16 protein-coding genes are annotated in these 17,603 nt (G+C 59.3%); 12 read left to right on the top strand and 4 right to left on the bottom strand.

What is annotated here, in order from left to right; genetic code table 11:
* Positions 1 to 44 precede the first annotated feature (44 nt).
* The 3 genes from CX511_RS13640 to CX511_RS13650 are packed head-to-tail and all read left to right on the top strand — an operon-like array spanning position 45 to position 2,918.
* A complete protein-coding gene (locus CX511_RS13640; protein WP_101293576.1) occupies positions 45 to 1,247 on the top strand; it encodes a CaiB/BaiF CoA transferase family protein in 1,203 nt (400 codons plus the stop codon).
* Between the two features lie 11 nt (positions 1,248 to 1,258).
* Complete coding sequence (locus CX511_RS13645; protein WP_045185345.1) at positions 1,259 to 2,104, top strand: HTD2 family dehydratase; 846 nt, start codon at positions 1,259 to 1,261, stop codon at positions 2,102 to 2,104.
* On the top strand, positions 2,097 to 2,918 hold the full coding sequence (locus CX511_RS13650) for an HpcH/HpaI aldolase/citrate lyase family protein (protein ID WP_101293575.1): 822 nt from the start codon (positions 2,097 to 2,099) through the stop codon (positions 2,916 to 2,918). The genes CX511_RS13645 and CX511_RS13650 overlap by 8 nt, the downstream gene beginning before the upstream one ends.
* Positions 2,919 to 2,922: 4 nt before the next feature.
* Here CX511_RS13650 and CX511_RS13655 read toward each other — a convergent pair whose 3' ends face one another.
* Complete coding sequence (locus CX511_RS13655; protein WP_101293574.1) at positions 2,923 to 3,801, bottom strand: Dyp-type peroxidase; 879 nt, start codon at positions 3,799 to 3,801, stop codon at positions 2,923 to 2,925.
* A gap of 160 nt (positions 3,802 to 3,961) precedes the next feature.
* On the opposite strand from CX511_RS13655, the gene CX511_RS13660 reads away from it, so the two are divergent.
* Positions 3,962 to 4,876, top strand: a complete 915-nt coding sequence (locus tag CX511_RS13660) for a bile acid:sodium symporter family protein (protein WP_045185352.1) — start codon at positions 3,962 to 3,964, stop codon at positions 4,874 to 4,876.
* 61 nt (positions 4,877 to 4,937) lie between these two features.
* Here the strand turns inward: CX511_RS13660 and CX511_RS13665 are convergent, their stop codons facing one another.
* From CX511_RS13665 to CX511_RS13675, 3 genes are all read right to left on the bottom strand, one after another.
* On the bottom strand, positions 4,938 to 5,252 hold the full coding sequence (locus tag CX511_RS13665) for a DUF6124 family protein (protein WP_045185353.1): 315 nt from the start codon (positions 5,250 to 5,252) through the stop codon (positions 4,938 to 4,940).
* A 291-nt stretch (positions 5,253 to 5,543) separates the two neighbouring features.
* A complete protein-coding gene (locus CX511_RS13670) occupies positions 5,544 to 9,170 on the bottom strand; it encodes a transporter substrate-binding domain-containing protein (protein WP_101293573.1) in 3,627 nt (1,208 codons plus the stop codon).
* Positions 9,171 to 9,302: 132 nt separating this feature from the next.
* Positions 9,303 to 10,493, bottom strand: coding sequence for an EAL domain-containing response regulator (locus tag CX511_RS13675; RefSeq protein ID WP_101293572.1), 1,191 nt, complete (start codon positions 10,491 to 10,493; stop codon positions 9,303 to 9,305).
* 203 nt (positions 10,494 to 10,696) lie between these two features.
* Here CX511_RS13675 and CX511_RS13680 point away from each other — a divergent pair, with 203 nt between their 5' ends.
* The 8 genes from CX511_RS13680 to CX511_RS13715 all read left to right on the top strand — a co-directional run bounded on the left by CX511_RS13680 (position 10,697) and on the right by CX511_RS13715 (position 17,597).
* Positions 10,697 to 11,323 carry a response regulator transcription factor gene (locus CX511_RS13680; RefSeq protein WP_045185358.1) on the top strand — a complete coding sequence of 209 codons (627 nt, stop codon included), beginning with the start codon at positions 10,697 to 10,699 and terminating at the stop codon, positions 11,321 to 11,323.
* A 177-nt stretch (positions 11,324 to 11,500) separates the two neighbouring features.
* A complete protein-coding gene (locus CX511_RS13685; protein WP_101293571.1) occupies positions 11,501 to 12,055 on the top strand; it encodes a fimbrial protein in 555 nt (184 codons plus the stop codon).
* A gap of 70 nt (positions 12,056 to 12,125) precedes the next feature.
* The gene (locus CX511_RS13690) at positions 12,126 to 12,674 is read left to right on the top strand and encodes a fimbrial protein (protein WP_045185364.1); all 549 of its coding nucleotides are present in this window, start codon (positions 12,126 to 12,128) and stop codon (positions 12,672 to 12,674) included.
* Positions 12,675 to 12,718: 44 nt separating this feature from the next.
* A complete protein-coding gene (locus CX511_RS13695; protein ID WP_218248968.1) occupies positions 12,719 to 15,208 on the top strand; it encodes an outer membrane usher protein in 2,490 nt (829 codons plus the stop codon).
* A 22-nt stretch (positions 15,209 to 15,230) separates the two neighbouring features.
* Positions 15,231 to 15,989: a fimbria/pilus periplasmic chaperone gene (locus CX511_RS13700; protein ID WP_101293569.1), complete on the top strand. Its 759-nt coding sequence runs from the start codon at positions 15,231 to 15,233 to the stop codon at positions 15,987 to 15,989.
* A gap of 36 nt (positions 15,990 to 16,025) precedes the next feature.
* Positions 16,026 to 16,604, top strand: a complete 579-nt coding sequence (locus tag CX511_RS13705; protein ID WP_052675553.1) for a fimbrial protein — start codon at positions 16,026 to 16,028, stop codon at positions 16,602 to 16,604.
* Positions 16,605 to 16,614: 10 nt separating this feature from the next.
* Positions 16,615 to 17,097 carry a fimbrial protein gene (locus CX511_RS13710; RefSeq protein WP_158240010.1) on the top strand — a complete coding sequence of 161 codons (483 nt, stop codon included), beginning with the start codon at positions 16,615 to 16,617 and terminating at the stop codon, positions 17,095 to 17,097.
* Positions 17,094 to 17,597, top strand: coding sequence for a fimbrial protein (locus tag CX511_RS13715; protein WP_101293567.1), 504 nt, complete (start codon positions 17,094 to 17,096; stop codon positions 17,595 to 17,597). Before CX511_RS13710 ends, CX511_RS13715 begins: the two co-directional genes overlap by 4 nt.
* Positions 17,598 to 17,603: the final 6 nt, after the last annotated feature.

Below are 17,603 nucleotides of genomic sequence, written 5' to 3' on the forward strand. Positions count from 1 at the left end.
GCCATTGTTCCCTGCACCGGCCTGATAACAACAGAGATAACAATATGACTCAGCCCTCAGGATGCCGCCCCCTCGACGGCATCACCGTCGTCAGCCTCGAACATGCGATTGCCGCGCCCTTTTGCACCCGTCAGCTGGCCGACCTTGGCGCCCGCGTAATCAAGGTAGAACGCCCAGGTGTCGGTGACTTTGCCCGCGGTTACGATGAGCGCGTCAATGGCCTGGCCTCGCACTTCGTCTGGACCAACCGTTCAAAAGAGAGCCTGACCCTGGACCTCAAGCAACCGCTGGCCATCGAGGTGCTCGACACCTTGCTTTCACAAGCGGATGTCTTGGTACAGAACCTCGCCCCGGGTGCTGCTGAGCGGATGGGCCTATCGTTCGAGACGCTGCATCAGCGTTTTCCGCGGCTGATCCTGTGTGACATTTCCGGGTATGGCAAAGGTGGGCCTTACGAGCAGAAAAAGGCCTACGACCTGCTGATCCAGAGCGAGGGCGGTTTTCTCTCGGTCACCGGTGGCCCGCACGAAAGCCAGATGGCCAAAGCGGGTTGCTCGATTGCCGACATCGCGGCCGGCATGTACGCCTACACCGGGATTCTCAGCGCCTTGCTACTGCGCGACAAAACCGGTGAAGGCAGCCATGTTGAGGTGTCCATGCTCGAAAGCCTGGTCGAATGGATGAACTTCCCGCTGTACTACGCCTACGCCGGCGCCCCTGCACCGACACGCAGTGGCGCGGCGCACGCCACCATCTACCCGTACGGCCCGTTCCCAACCGGTGATGGCAACACCGTCATGCTTGGCTTGCAGAACGAGCGGGAATGGCAGCTGTTTTGCGCCACGGTGTTGCTGCAGCCGCAGTTGGCTGACGATGAGCGCTTCAATGCCAACGTCAGACGCGTGGACAACCGTGAGGTCCTGCGTGCACTGATTATTCAGGCATTTGCCAGCCTGAGCCTGGCAGCAGTGACCGAACGCCTGGACCAGGCGCAGATCGCCAATGCCCGGGTCAACGACATGCAAGGCGTGTGGGAGCACCCGCAGTTGCAGGCGCGTGAGCGCTGGAAGCAGGTGCGCACCAGCGCTGGCGTTGTTCCGAGTCTGCTGCCACCGGCTACTAGCAATGCCTACATGCCGCGCATGGATCCGGTGCCGGCTCTTGGTGAGCATACCGAGCAGATACTGCGAGGCCTTGGCTTGTCAGCCGAGCACATTGCCGAACTCCATACGACTGGCAGCATTTAAAGGAGCACAACATGAGCAACATTGATTACTCCGAATGGATCGGTCGCATTGAAGAAAGCCGTGATCAGCTCAGCCATAACCTGGTAAAACGCATTGCCGCCACCCTCGGCGAACCCGCCCCCCAGCCCGGCGAAGCACTGCCACCGCTCTGGCATTGGGCATTCTTTCAAGAGCCTGTAGCGCAAATCGGCTTAGGCACCGACGGCCACCCGGCACGTGGCGGCTTCCTACCACCGGCCGACAACCGCAACCGTATGTGGGCGGGTAGCCGTCTGACGTTTAACCGCCCGCTGAAGGTCGATGCCCAGGTGAAGCGGATTTCCACCCTGCTCAAGGTCGAGGAAAAACACGGCCGCACCGGCTCGCTGCTGTTTGTCACCGTACGCCACGAGATCGTTCAGAACGGTGAATGTGCCTTGGTCGACGAACAGGACATCGTCTACCGCGAGCCCTCCCCACCCAAGCTCGGCGGTACCGAACCCCTGCTGGCCGGACAATGGCGAGAAGTCGTTGAACCCAACGCCACCTTGCTGTTCCGCTATTCGGCAGTGACCTTTAACGGTCATCGCATTCATTACGACTGGCCCTATGTCACCGAAACGGAAGGCTATCCCGGCCTGGTGGTGCACGGGCCGCTGATTGCGACGCTGAACCTGCGCGCATTCCTGCGCGCCCATCCACAGGCACGCATCAAGACGTTCAGCTTTCGCGGCCTACGTCCGTTGATTTCACCGCAGCCGTTCGAAGTGTCTGGTCAGCTGACGGCACCGGGCAAGGCCCTGCTTCAGGCGGGAAACCAGGACGGCACCGCGCAAATCGCAGAAGTGACCTTCATTGAGGGAGGCCGTCATGACTGACGCCGTGATCCGAAGTGCCCTGTTCGTCCCCGCCAGCCGCGCGGAACGCATTGCCAAAGCCTTGGCCAGCGGCGCCGACCGGGTCATCGTTGACCTCGAAGACGCCGTGGAGGAACCGCTCAAGGATCAGGCACGCAACAACCTTGAGCAGTTTCTCCACGAGCACCCCGAGGTTCAGTTGCTGGTGCGCGTGAATGGGCCTGAGCATCGAGCACACAGCGCCGATCTGGCACTGTGTCAGCGCTTTCCCCAGATCATTGGCCTACTGCTGCCCAAAGCAGAGACACCGGCTCAGATTCGCCAGGCCAGTGCCACCGGCAAAGCGGTGTTGCCGATCATCGAAACCGCTCGCGGTCTGGCGGCGCTGTCTGATATTGCAACCACACGCGCCGTAGAGCGCCTGTGTTTCGGCAGTCTTGACCTGGCCTTGGACCTGAATTTACGCAGTGGTACTCGCGCTGCTGAGCAGATGCTTGATCAGGCCCGCTATGCCGTGCTGCTCAACACCCGTGTCGCCAGCCTGGCACCGGCGTTAGATGGGGTATTTCCCGCCATCAAAGACCACGACGGCCTCCGACAGACAGTAGCAAACGCCCGCGACATGGGCTTTGGTGGGGTCTTGTGCATTCACCCAGAGCAAGTGGCGGTGATTCATGCGGCCTTGCAACCCAGCGAGGATGAGCTTGGCTGGGCGAAGCGCGTGCTGCACGCCGCAGCGAGCAGTGCCGGCGCATTCGCCCTGGACGGTCAGATGGTCGACGCCCCGGTGATCGCCCGCGCCCGCACCATTGTTGCGCAGGCCGGCGACAGGTGACGCTTCAGCCGAGCAATGCGCTCAGATCCAAGCGTTGCGCAATGATCGGCGGGCACCAGTAGTAGCCGCCGGTGAGCGGACGGCTGAAGCGGTACAGGGCATCGACCACGCCGTCTTCCAGGCCGCTCATGCGGCGCAATTGAACCTCGAAGGCATCGAAGCTATTGCCAAAGGCCAGGAAGGCCAGGCCCGCACCGCGCTGGTCGGCCCACGGCATCGAGCGGCGGACGATAAACGCCTCAGGGTCAAAGCTTTCCTGAGCGGTGCGTTTGACGTGGGCAGATTCCGGCGCCTCGTCGAGCTCTTCATTGTCTGCCTTGCGACGGCCGATGATGTCGTCCTGTTCGGCTTGCGGCAGCGCCTTGAAGCTGTCCAGGTCGTGGCGCCACAACTGGAATGCGGCGAAGCTCGAACCGCTCAGGCCCGGCACATCGCTGGCAACGATGGCGGCGTCGACGGCGGCATCTTCAATCGGGTTCTCGGTGCCGTCTTCATAACCGGTCAGATCAAAACCGCTTTTGTGGCGGAAGGCGTCTGTCGCTTCGGCCAGGTTGAAGGCCGGTGCCAACAGTTTCTCCAGGTCCTGACTGAGCAGCCACAGCTCACCACGGTCTTCGCCACGCAGCCACAGCCACAGGTCATGTTGGGTGCACGGGTTATCAACTGCGGCAGTGAGCTGCGGGAACGCGCGCAGGCCGTCAATGCTGCGACCCAGCGCGTGCACCAGCGGCGCACCGAAACCGGCTACCACACGGCTGCCATCGACCTGTTGCAGCAGCGCATCGAGCACGCCCGGCAGCGCGGCCGGCGATTGCAGGGTGAAGAACAGATGAAGGGCTTGCGCGGGAACGGGGGCGGCGAGAATGCCTGGCTGGAACTGCATCGGGAATCGGATCCTTGAGTAAAGCGCGAATGCTACTGCCTGAGGACAGGGTCTACAAGCGCGTCGGCTTGACGCAGGCGCGTGATGAGAAGCACTCGTACTACGAGGACTAAAATCCTCGCCTACACTGCCGTTCATCCCTTATTTGCGAGCCTGTGACATGACTGCATCACCGCTGCTAAGCGCGTTTCTGCCCCTGGCCTTGGGGTTCATCATGCTAGGGTTGGGACTGACCCTGACCCTGGCCGACTTCGCCCGAGTGGTGAAATTCCCCAAACCGGTGCTGATCGGCCTGGCCTGTCAGATTCTCCTACTGCCTTTTATCTGCTTTCTTATTGCAAAAGGTTTCGGCCTGGCCCCAGCCCTGGCGGTGGGCCTGATGTTGCTGGCCGCCTCCCCAGGCGGCACCACGGCCAACCTGTTCAGCCACCTGGCGCATGGCGACGTGGCCCTGAACGTGACCCTGACCGCAGTCAACTCACTGATCGCCATCCTGACCATGCCACTGCTGGTGAACCTGTCGCTGGCGTATTTCATGACCGCTGATCAAGCGATCCCCCTGCAATTTAGCAAGGTGCTGCAGGTGTTCGCGATTGTCTTGGTGCCGGTAGCTTTGGGCATGCTGATCCGTCGCCTGGCACCGGGGTTTTCGGCGCGCATGGAGCGGCCAATGAAGATTATTGCCGCGCTGTTTCTGCTGTTCACCATCGTGTTGGCGATGGTCAAGGACTGGCAGACCGTACTCGACTACGCGCCCGTGGTAGGCGGCGCGGCCCTGTTGTTCAACCTGCTGAGCCTGGGTATTGGTTACTGGCTGCCACGCCTGCTGAAAATCCCCAAGCGCCAGGCGATCGCCATCGGCATGGAGATCGGCATTCACAACGGCACCTTGGCCATCGCCTTGGCCCTGGCCCCTACCCTGCTGAACAACTCGACCATGGCGATACCGGCGGCGATTTACAGCTTGATCATGTTCTTTACGGCGGCGGGATTTGGCTGGTGGGTGAGCCGAGGGCATGAACAGTCCTCACCTGTGGGCGCTGGCCTTGCCAGCGATGCAGACACCCGGCAATAGCTGATACCGCGTCGATGCCATCGCCGGCAAGGCCGGCTCCCCCAAGTGCTTTGCCTGACGCCTACGCGTCGGTGCTCAGGCCCATCTGGCGCGCTTCGATGCCATCGAGCAACGCATCGAGCAGCGCCATGGCCATCTCCACCGAATGTTGGGTTGACCAGACAAAACCGCGCCCTTCTTTGCTGGCGTATTGCACGGCTTCAAGGACAGTGGTGCGGGCGCACCTGAGGTAAAGCAAGGCATGCACCAGCGTGTCTTCTGCGCTGATACCCGCACGCACGCTGAACAAGGGCGGATGTTCCGGGCAACTGGGGACGTCGGTCTCGACCGTTTTAATAAGGTGCAGGCTGGGAGGATCGGGGACGGGCTTTTTCATGGTCAACTCCAGGTCTTTAAAGGAGCTGCCACCGCACCGTCGCCAAACGATTGGGTGGCAGCCATGCGTGGGTTGGCGAACCGGAAGACACTGGAAAACCCGGCAGGGCCGAAACCCTCCCACACATAGCCGCCATTAAGAATGGAAGCTTTCTGTCAGTATCTTTTCCCGAGTCGCCAAACCCGATCACCGAATAGTCAGTGACCGAGCGAGCCTAGTGTGAAGACCTTCCCCGGGCAAGCTACTGAAGCCGACAGATTACGTAGGATATGTCCTAGGAAGCGGAGCTGGCTAGTCACCCTGAAGACTCAACAACGCCTGCTCCAGCGCATTGATCGCCGCTTCAACCTGCGCCACCGCCTGCTGGAGCTGCCCAAACGTGGCCTGCGGGTCCAGACACACTGCCTCCAATTGGCGGCAACACTCAACCAACAGTTCACCTTTGACTACCCGTGCAGCACCTTTGATCCGATGCGCCAGCTCGGCCACCTTGTCGGTATCGCCCTCTTGCAACAAGGCCGACAAGCGCTGGCAGTCGTTGCGATTGTTGTTGATCAGCTCGTTGAGTATCTGCCGAAACTTCACCGGCTCGCTGCTGATCAGCAGCTCCAGCGGGCCAAGGTCGACCAATTGCAAAGTGGCTGGTCCGGCGACCAACAATTCCCCGGTTAAGCTTTGCTCCGCTTCCCCGTGCTGGTACGCCATCAGACGAGCGTCCAGCTCATCAAGCCCTATGGGTTTGATCAGGCATTCATTCATCCCCGCTTCAATACACAGCCCAATCTCTTCGGGCTGCGCATCGGCAGTCAGGCCAATGATCACTGTGGCCGGCATAGCCCCTTGAAGCTCAGCCTGGCGAATGGCACGGGTCAGGTCGACACCGTTCATGATGGGCATATGGCAGTCTGTGATGACGACATCAAATGCCTGCTCTTGCCAGCGTGCAAAGGCTTCCTTGCCATCCTCTGCCTCCCTGACATCATGACCGAGGAAAATCAGCTGTTGATGAAGCACCTGGCGATTGACCCGGTGATCATCGACCACCAGCACCTGTAAGCGATAACGCTGCCCCGTTTTTATCAGTGCCGGTGTGAAGCCGACGCTGATGCATTCGAGCACCTGAAGACGCAGTTCGACATCCACCCGCGTGCCACGGCCCAGCGCACTGGTCATGCTCACCTGGCCCCCCATCATTTCGCACAGCGAGCGACAGATCACCAAGCCCAGACCGGTGCCTTCGTTGGGCTGCACATTACGCTGAACCTGAACAAAGGGACGGAACAGGCGCTGCTGGTCAGCCGGGCTGATGCCAACGCCACTGTCCTCAACGCTAAGCCGAACGTTGATCAGGTTGGCGTCGATCAACACGCCAGCAATGCTGATCTTGACCGCACCCTCCTCGGTAAATTTGATCGCATTGCTCACCAGGTTGGAGAGGATCTGCTTGAAGCGCAGGGCATCGACCAATACATCACAATTGATGCTTGAATCGATTTCCAAGATCAGCTTCAGACGCTTCTGTCGGGCCAGCCCTTCGAATACACGCGCCACCGATTCGACCAGTTCACGCAAGTTGGCGCGGTTGGGTGACAAGCTCAGGCGTCCGGACTCAATGCGCGCGATGTCGAGGATGTCGCCAATCAGCTCCAGCAGGCTTTTTGCCGAGGTGTAGGCGATCTCGATACTGGCCCGGTCAATGGGAACACTGTCAGCACGTTTAAGAGCCAGTTCCAGAATGCCAATGACCGCATTCATCGGTGTGCGAATCTCGTGGCTCATGGTCGCCAAAAAGCTGGTTTTCGCCCGGCTGGCGTCCACCGCCTGGTTCTTGGCTTCCTTCAACTGCTGCACCAAATGGCGATGCTCGGTGATATCCAGCCAGCCGCAGATCACGCCCTTGGTCACCCCACGTGAGTCTTGAAAGGGTTGTACCCAGTGTTCGATCCACAGGTCCCTGCCGTTGGCCTGAATTTGATGTACCGACTCGATTGTCTGGCCGTCGCGTATGGCTTGCAGGTAATGCTGGTGAAAGTCTGGGATGCTTTCGAAATGCTCCATCGGCAGTTCATGCACCGTCTTGTTCAATACCTGCTCGGCGCTCAGGCCAACCGCTTTGAGGTAGCTGCGGTTGCACGACAGCATCCGGCCGTTGATATCCCGCACATACAGGGGCGGCGGCATGCAATCGGTCAGGGTTTGAACGAACTGCAACTGGTCATTGAGCATCTGCTCAGCCTTGAGGCGGGCTTTTATCTGGCGGCGCAAATAGACTACCCACACCAGCGAGAGCAACAGCAATACGCCAGCGGCGGCAATGACTTCACTGATGACGCGCTCGTAATTACGCCAGGTCTGGCCGCTCATCCCGGGCGGTGAACGCCAGCGGTTGGAAATCGCGTTGAGTTCATCCGGCGCAATGCTCTGCAGGACTTTGTCGATAATTGACTGCAGTTCGGCATCGCTGCGGCGCATGGCAAAGTTGACCTTAGCGGGCCCTACGTCGAGCACGTAATTGATCGCCAGTTTGTCACGGAACAGGCGCTCGATGTAGTAACGCGCTGCGGGTAGCGCGACGACGGCGGCATCGGCCTTGCCTTCATACAGCAGGTTCATGCTGTCGAGCGATCCGCCCGCCTCGACCAGTTGCGCATCAGGGTAGCGTTTGCGTAGCTGTCGAATGGCCACGTGCCCGGTCGCAATAGAGACGCGTTTGTTGGCCAAACTGTCCAGTTTGCCTTGTTGCTCGACAGTGCTGAGCAACACAAAAGGCCCGGAAATTATAGGTCGGCTAAAGCGCAGCTTGGTTTCACGTTCAGGGCTGGCCGTCATGATTGCCAGGTCCGCATCACCTTTTTGCACGGCATCAATCATTTGCGGAAAACCGCCACTGCGCGACGTCACTTGAAAGTGCAGCCCGGTGCTCAGGGTCACCACTTCGAGAAGATCTGCTATGCCACCGGAAAATACCCCGCTGGAGTCAAAATAGGCACCGGGTGCCAGGTCATCATTGATCACCAGGCGTGCCACCGGGTGGCGTTCGATCCAGCGCAATTGCTCATTGGTCAGGTTAAGAGGCTCTTCGCTGGGGATGAAACTGTTGCCGACCCAGCGTTTGGCCAGGTTACGCAACTGCACTTCACCGATGGCGCCGATGGCCACATTGAGTAAGTGCTGCAGTCGGGTGCTGTCTGCGCGCAAGGCATAGCTGTAGCCGCCCACTGACAGGTCGGTAAAACGCTCGAAGCGGACAAAACCATAGAATGAGCGGTTGATCCGGTAGTAGGCGCTGTACAGGTCGTCCAGGTACACATCGGCCTGGCCGAACGATGCCGCAGCGATGGCCTTGTCGTGATCGGCATAGACCCGAAAGTCGGCACGGGGAAAGCGCTTGCGTAAATCCTCGCTGTGCGCGGCCGTGGTTGCCACGCGCAGCCCCGCCAGGTCGATGGGCGAATGCCGGGGTTCGGCGCTGCGCTTGAACAGCGCGAGCCGATCTCGGGCATAGGGTGTACTGAGGATCAGGTTTTCCCGTGGCTGGTGACTGCCATGGCTACTGATCATATCGATACTGCCCGCCTGCAAGGCCTGCAGCGCCTGCGCATCGCTGGCAAAAGGGACGATCTTGACCTGTACGCCTAGCAACTGCGACACCAGCGCGGTTGCATCGGCACTGATGCCTTCGTACTGGTTGTCTTCGGCATTGACCGCGAACGGCGCGGACTCACTGGGCGATATGCCGAGCCTGATTTCACCCTTGTGCCGCAACCAGTGCCAGTCGTCAGTGGAAATCGCGATGTCATGACGGTCGATATGCAACTGACTGGACAGCACTTGCAGTGGCAGCGGCAACGGCGCGGCGTGCAATGAGGCACTGAACGCGATCAGGCAAATGGAAAGCCAAATAGGACGTAGATACATGTGTGAGGGAAACCGAAGGTGCCTGAAGACTGAGTCAGCCATGTGAGAGGTATTCATTTGCGAATAGAATGCGCTGTTGGACAGCGGTCATGGCTGTGCGAATGATAGCTCAAAGCGGCCCATTTAATTCGATCAACTGCGCCCCGCCTGCTCCGTGCAGTAATCGACAAAATGGTTCTGCGGCATAGGACGCGCAAACAGATAGCCCTGGGCATAGGTGCCACCGAGTTCGATCAGGCGTGCTTGTTGTTCAGCATTTTCCACCCCTTCAATGACCAGTGAGAAGCCCAGCGCCTGGGCCAGGGCCACCGCGCAACTGATGATCGCGGCACTTCTGGGTTGAGTCTGCAGTTTGTGTACGAAGGCGCGATCGAGCTTTATCTGACTGAACGGCAATTCGCTGAGCCGATCCAGTGACGAATACCCTGCCCCGAAGTCGTCCATGGCCAAGCCGCAGCCCATGATGCGCAAGCGCACCAGATTCTCCAGGCTGCTGGCCGGGGCACTGATCAACCCGGACTCGGTGATCTCGAACATGATCTGTGTCGCTGGAACCTGAAAACGCTTGAGCAAGGCCGGGATACGCTCAGTCAAAACGCTACAGGCCAATTGTGCGGGGTGCAGGTTGAACGCCAGGTTGATGGCTCGGCCTTGAGACGCCAATCGTTGGTGCAGGGTCAGGCCCTGGGTCAACATCTGGTAGAACAACCGGTCGATCAGGTGGTTCTGCTCCATGACCGGCAAGAAATGCGCTGGCGTCAACACGCCCCACTGTGGGTGCGTCCAGCGCGCCAACACTTCAGCGCCTACCAGCCGTTGCCCTTGAAGGGTGACTTTAGGCTGGAAGTAGGCCTCGAACTCGCCATTGTCCAGGCCCCGTTCTACATCCTGCAGGGAGGGCAGCTCGGCAGACTCGAGCATGCGTGGCGCAGACTGGTTATGGGCTTGATAATGCGAGGCCAAGCGTTTGAAACCCTCCAGATTGAAGGGCTTGCCCAGGTCACCGAGGAATGTCAGCCCAAGGCAATGGATCATCGCAATAGTCGCCTGACGCAAGATCGGGTCCAGCTCGCTGCACAGTACCACTGCACGCACTTTGCCCAGGCTGCTGACGTGGCGCAGAAATGCCAAGCCATCCATGCCGGGCATTTTCAGATCACACAGGACAATGTCGACCTGGGCGCAGCCGTCCAGGATCGCGATGGCTTCGTCACCATTGGCTGCTTGCAAAATCGGGCCCGGCAGCAGTTTTTCTAACGCTGTCACGGTAACCAGTCGCTGAAAGGGCTCATCCTCCAACACCAGCACAGTCAAGTTTTGCATTTTTTGTTCTACACACAAAGGGGTGCTCAGTGTGTGGACAGGGGGGCGGTTGGCACCATGCGACTTTTCCCATGCGTCCTCAGAAATTTCCTAAGCTTTGTTACCTGAGGTCAGGATTCTGCCCAATCCCGCCAATGGTGTTAATCTTTCACGGCTGATGTAACCCAGCCCAAGACAAGCCAGAAACAAGGTTAATTGAAACTATGCATAGCGTATTGATCGTCGACGATCATCCGGTGATTCGACTGGCCGTCAGGGTCCTGCTGGAAAAGCACGATATGCGTGTAGTGGGCGAAGCCGACAATGGCCTGGATGCCGTTCAACTAGTTCGGGAGTTGACCCCGCAAGTGGTCATTCTGGATATTGGCATTCCCAAACTCGATGGCCTCACAGTTATCAGCCGTATCAAGGCGCTTAATGTGCGCAGTGAAATACTGGTGCTGACATCGCAAACCGCCGACGCCGTTTGCCGGCGCTGCATCCAGCTCGGTGCTCGCGGCTTCATTAATAAAGAAGAAGACCTCGGCAGCCTGATTACCGCGATCAAAGCGGTGGAGTCGGGTTATAACTTTTTCCCTTCATTGACCTATGACAGTGTCAATTCGACAGATCAGCTCACTGAACTTGAACAGATACAGTCCTTGACCGATCGGGAAGTTACCGTACTGCAGTACCTGGCCCAGGGATACTCCAACAAGGAGATCGGTGAAAAGCTCTTTCTCAGTAACAAAACGGTCAGCACCTACAAAACCCGTCTGTTGCAAAAACTGGGTGCTGCTTCGCTCGTAGATCTTGCCGAGTTCGCCAAGCGCAATGCACTGACGCCTTAATAGTCAGCGCTGAAGGCCTGTAGGAAATTTCCTAGGGTCGCGTCGGCAACGTCCTACTCACTTCTACCATCTTCACTCCTAGACTTACTCCAGCTCAACGGTACACAGATACCGGGGCTTCGAGAGTGTTCCATTGAGTCCCCTTCAAGGACATCAATTTAAACTTAGGAGTGTGAAATGAAAGTTAGTACCTTGGCCAGCGCAATCATGGCAGTTACCCTTGCTGCGACGTCTGCGGCAAGTTTCGCAACCGATAAAGGTCACGGAAGAATCACCTTCGAAGGTTCGATTATCGACGCGCCTTGCTCTATTTCTCAAAAGTCGGCCTACCAGACCGTCGAGATGGACCAGATCTCCAACGTTGCCCTGAAGAACGGCGGCAAATCCCACCTGACTCCATTCAAGATCGACCTGATCGGCTGTGAGCTTGGCACGATGAAATCCGCCACCGCCAAGTTCACCGGTTCGCCAGCGGGCAACGCTGACCTGTTGGCCATCCGCGGCTCCGCCCAGGGCGCTAGCCTGGCGATTGCCGACCACACCGGCGCACTGATCAAGCTCGGCTCCGAATCGCCTGCACAGCCGCTTTCCGATGGCGACACCTACCTGCAGTTCAACGCTTACCTGCAGGGCGACATGGTTGAGCCACAAGGTGGTGGCACAGCCATACCAGCGGCTATCGTTCCGGGCACCTACGAAACCTTCGCCAACTTCACCCTCGACTATCAGTAACACGCATCGTTACTGAGGTGACCCGGAGCACGTACCCAGTGCGTGCTCCGGGGTGCTTGTGGAGGTTTAGATGATTCGCTCAACCACAGTGCTGCTGATACCGCTGGCGCTGTTCGGGCTTGGCGAGCCCGCTCGCGCCACTGAACCATTACCTGGCGGTGCGCAAAAGGGGCGCGTGCAACTGGTCGGGAGCATTGTCGACAGCGCGTGCAGCATCCGTGTAGGCAATGCCAATCAGGCCGTCGCTTTCAAACCTACTGCACTTGGCGGACTAGTGCGCGGCGCCACCTCTGATCAACAAACCTTGAACATTTACATCAGCGATTGCATTGCTTCGAATTCAAGCGCCGATGGTGATCCTTCACAACGCTTCCGGCTGACGTTCGAAAGCGAACGTGAAGGCAAACACTTCGGTGTTCAGGGCGCCGCCCGAGGCATTGCATTACAGATAAAAGATGAACAAGGGAAGTTGATTTCACCTGGCATGTTACTGGAACACAGCACACCGTCTGCGGACATGCTGATGCTTAATTACTCGCTGACCCTCGTCGGTAGCGGGCATGCACTGGAAGCGGGCGATTATCACGCCACGATCAAGCTGAGTATTCAGCACTTCTGAACTGCCGATACTGATTGTGCAGTAGCGCTCAAGGATTTAGTCACGTGGATCATCGTAAGGTACTGGCTACCACTGCATTGTACTGCGTGGCGGCGTGGGCAAATGCGGCCGAAGAATTCCAATTCAACACCGATGTACTCGACGTCAAGGATCGCGAGAACCTTGATCTTGGGGTGTTTGCTTCGGCCAACTTCATTATGCCCGGCCAATATACCCTGCTGGTACAAGTGAACCGCGATACGTTGAGCGAGTTCCCCATTGCTTATTTCCCTGCCCAGGACGATCCGAAAAGCAGTGTTGCCTGTCTTTCGCCGGCGCTGGTCAGCGAATTGGGTTTAAAGGAACAGGTTGTCAAAGCCCTGACCTGGTGGCACGACGGCGCCTGCCTGGACTTCAGTAGTGTGCCTGGCATGCAGGCACGCGGCGACCTGGGCACTTCGGGGCTGTACCTGAGCATCCCCCAGGATCAGCTGGAATACACCGCGGCCAACTGGGACCCACCCTCGCGCTGGGACGAAGGGATTTCCGGCGTGCTGTTCGATTACAACTTCAACGCCCAGACCACCGATCGCAAGCGCGGCGAAGGTCGCAGCGACAGCCTCAGTGGTAACGGTACTGCAGGTGTCAACCTGGGCGCCTGGCGTTTGCGCGGCGACTGGCAAAGCCAGATGCAACACAGTGCTGGCCAGCCGTCTCAAGACCAGTTTTCCTGGAGCCGCTTTTATGCGCTGCGCGCTGTGCCGTCACTGCGTTCGAGCCTGATTCTTGGCGAAGACTACCTGGACTCGAACCTGTTCGGCAGTTTCCGCTACACCGGCGGCAACCTGAGCAGCGACGATAATATGCTGCCCCCCAACCTCAGGGGATACGCCCCTGAAGTCAGCGGTGTGGCCCGCACCAACGCACGCGTGGTGATTCGCCAGCAAGGCCGGGTGCTCTACGACACCCAGGTGCCGCCGGGCGCTTTTCGTATCCAGGACCTCAACGATGCGGTCTCTGGTCAGCTTGATGTGCGCGTCGAAGAACAAGACGGCAGCGTCCAGGAATTCCAGATGGACACCGCTAGCATCCCCTACCTCACCCGCCCAGGCACAGTGCGCTACAAGCTGGCCGCCGGCAAACCCTCCGACTGGGAACATCAGATGGATGGCCCGGCCTTCGCCACCGGTGAGTTTTCCTGGGGTGTAAGCAATGGCTGGTCGCTGTATGGCGGCAGCCTCGGCGCCAAGGACTACAGCTCGCTGGCCGTGGGCGTGGGCCGCGACCTGATGGCCTTCGGTGCACTGTCATTCGATGTCACCCAGTCGCGGGCGACGCTCCCGGAACACGATACGCTCAGCGGCAAGTCCTACCGTGCCAGCTATTCCAAGCGCTTTGACGAGTATGACAGCCAAGTTACCTTCGCCGGTTACCGGTTCTCCGAGGAGAACTACATGAGCATGAACGAATTCATCGAAACCCGGCGTGGCGGCCAGCCGCTGAACCAGAGCAAGGAGCTGTACACGACAACGGTAAGCAAACAGTTTCGTGATTCCTCGCTCAGCGTGTACCTCAACTACAACCACCAGACCTACTGGAACAGCCAAGCGAGCGATCGCTACAGCCTGTCACTGTCGCGCTATTTCAATGTGGGCGGCTTGAAGAACCTTAGCCTGTCGCTGACTGCGTACCAGAACAAGTCCAACGGTACCTCCGATGACGGCGCCTACCTGTCGGTCAGTATTCCTTGGGACAGCACCGGTTCGTTCAGCTACAGCTCATCGGTCAACCGCGGTGAAAGCGCCCACAGCCTGAGTTACTACGACAGTCTCGATGAGCGTAGCCGTTACATGCTCAGCGCCGGCAAGGCCTCAAGCGGGCCAACCGCCAGTGGTTTCCTGTCTCATGACGGTGACCAGGCCCAGGTAGTGGCCAGCGCCAGCTATCAGGCCGGTGAATACACCTCGGCCGGCCTGTCCCTGCAAGGCGGCGCCACGCTGACCGGCCAGGGCGCGGCGCTGCACCGTAGCAGCGTGATGGGTGGCACCCGGTTGCTGGTCGATACCCAGGGTGTGGCGGGCGTCCCAGTGCGCGGTAACGGCGGGGTCAGCCGTACCAACCGCTTCGGCAAGGCGGTGATTACCGACGTTAACAGCTACTACCGCAACCAAGCCAACATCGTGCTGGACGACCTGGCCGACGATGTCGAAGCCACCCAGTCAATTACCCAGGCCACCTTGACCGAGGGCGCGATTGGCTACCGCCGTTTCGATGTGATCGCAGGCCACAAGGCCATGGTCATCATTCGCATGGCCAATCGCATCGCTCCGCCCTTTGGCGCGACCGCACAGAACAGCCGCGGCCAGGAAACCGGCATTGTCGGCGAAGAAGGATCGACTTATCTGAGCGGCATGAAGCCGGGCGAAACCATGTCGGTGCATTGGGATGGCGCCGCGCGCTGCCATTTCACCCTACCCGACCAGGTCCAATCGCCTGCACGACAACTGGAGCTGCTGTGTCAGCCCGTCAGCGAGGCGGACAACGCCGCCGCTTAATTTTTTTGCAACAGGTACCTCTATGAAAACCCGCTTCAAACGCAACACCCTGTCGCTGCTCGCCGTTTTCGGTGCGTGCACCGCACAAACCAGCCTGGCTGCCGTGTCGCTGGACCGCACTCGGGTGATTTTTACCGGCACCGAAAAATCGGTCAGCCTCAGCATCAGCAACCAGAACGGCCAACTGCCCTACCTGGCCCAGGCCTGGGTCGAGAACGAGCAGGCCGAGAAAATCACCGGCCCCCTGGTGGTGGTGCCGCCGATCCAGCGCCTGGAAGCCGGTGCCAACAGTCAGGTGAAGATTCAAGGCCTACCTGAACTGAGCCAGCTCCCCCAGGATCGCGAGTCGCTGTTCTATTTCAACCTGCGCGAAATTCCGCCACGTAGCGATAAACCCAACACCTTGCAGATTGCCCTGCAGACGCGGGTCAAACTGTTCTATCGGCCAGCGGCAATTGCTCCAAAGCGTGGGGTGAATGAAGCCCCCTGGCAGGAAAAACTGACCCTGACCCGCCAGAACGACCGCTATCTGGTCAATAACCCGACACCCTTCTACATCACCGTAATCGATGCAACGCGCGACCCCAAGGCCGACACCGTGACCGGTTTCAAACCCTTGATGATCGCCCCCAAGGCCCAGCAGGACCTGGGTTTGAGCAGCAAGACGCTGGGCGAAAAGCCAGTACTGACCTACGTCAATGACTACGGCGGCCGCCCGCAATTGCAGTTCAGCTGTGTGGCCAGCACCTGTACCGCCAGTCCCGTCGACAACAAACGCTGACTCCCGAGCCCTGTCGTATTCAAGTGAGTGCACACCATGATGCCTGGAACCCGTAGCTGCCTGGCAGCCTTGCTCTACAGCGCAAGTGTTTCAACCTTGTCTCATGCCGCTGGCACCCTTGCGCAGACGGCCGAGGTTCAAGTGACCGGGACCTTGCTTGAAAGCGCCTGCTATCTGGACCCGCGCTCCACCTATCAGACCCTGGCACTGGGCGACCTGAGCACCGCCCGATTGTTGCGCGTGGGCGATCAGGGTACCCCTGTGGCCCTGCACCTCAAGCTGCACGGTTGTGTGCGCAGTGACGGCGGTCGACGGGACAGTCAGCATGGAACCCTGATCTGGAGCGCCATCGAACCGGTCCTGGCACTGACCTTCAATGCCGTGGCCGATGCCGACAGCCCCGAACTGATCAAGGTGGCCGGGGCCGAGGGCTTCGGCCTGCGCTTGCTCGATGTCCAGGGCCGCGACGTGCGCCTGGGCCGAACCGCGCCGGCGTGGTTCGTCTCGCCAGGCGATAACCAGCTGACCTATTACATTCGCCCTGAGCGCACAGCGGCCCCTTTGCGCCCGGGCGCCTTCCGCGCCAGCCTGAATGTGAACCTGGCGTATGACTGAGGCCCCTGCAATGACTACCGCACGTCCCGCACTGCTGGCCATGCTGCTTGGCTGTGCATCCATTACCCACGCTGACGAGCAGCAGGTGGTGACGATCGAGGGGGTCGTCTATGCGGCGATTCCTTGCGTGATCAATAAAAACGCGCCCATTACTGGCCCCTTTGGCGATGTGCAGACCGCCGGTATCGATGGCAATTACAAGACCATCACCCTGGAGTACGCGCTCGACTGCAGCCGCTCGGCGACCAATGAACTGCGCATGCAGGTACGCGGTGACCCCGCTTTCGATCCCGCGCTGCTGTTGGTGCGGGGTTATGACAACCTCGGCATTGCCCTAAAAAAAGACGGCGTACCGCTTGCGCTTAATACCTGGGCTGACTTCGACACCCGCAAAAAGCCAGTGCTGCAAGCCGTCCTGGTCAAACGAGAAAACAGTGTGGTCCAAGCCGGCGGCTTAAATGCCGGTGCAACCCTGGTGGTGGATTATCGATGAACACCCTATGGCGCTTTTTGCTCATCCTGTCGCTTACGACCTTGCCCCTGCCGTACGTTGGCGCGGAAAACATGAAGTTTACCGGCAACCTGCTGGCGCCGCCCGGCTGCACCGTCAGCGACAAGGGCGGGCGTATCGAGGTGCGCTTCGAGCGCAATATCGCGGTCAACCGCATCGATGGTGAACGCTACCGCCAGGCGATTCCCTATCAGATCGAATGCCCGGGGGCGGCCGGCGCCGGCATCACCTGGCACATGCGCCTGACCCTCAAGGGGGATGACGTCCACTTCGACCCTGCCGCGCTCAAGACCTCGGTGAACGACCTGGGTATCAGGGTACTGCTGGGTGGTACCGCACTGATTCCTAATGAACCCCGGGAAGTCGATGTTTACGCATCGACACCGCCCGTGCTGGAAGCTGTACCGGTCAAGTTTACCGGCGCGGAGTTGCCCAGCACCGACTTTACCGCTTCGGCGCTATTGATGGCCGAGCTTTATTAGGAGGAT

The sequence above is a fragment of the Pseudomonas sp. S06B 330 genome (assembly GCF_002845275.2).
GTDB lineage: Bacteria > Pseudomonadota > Gammaproteobacteria > Pseudomonadales > Pseudomonadaceae > Aquipseudomonas.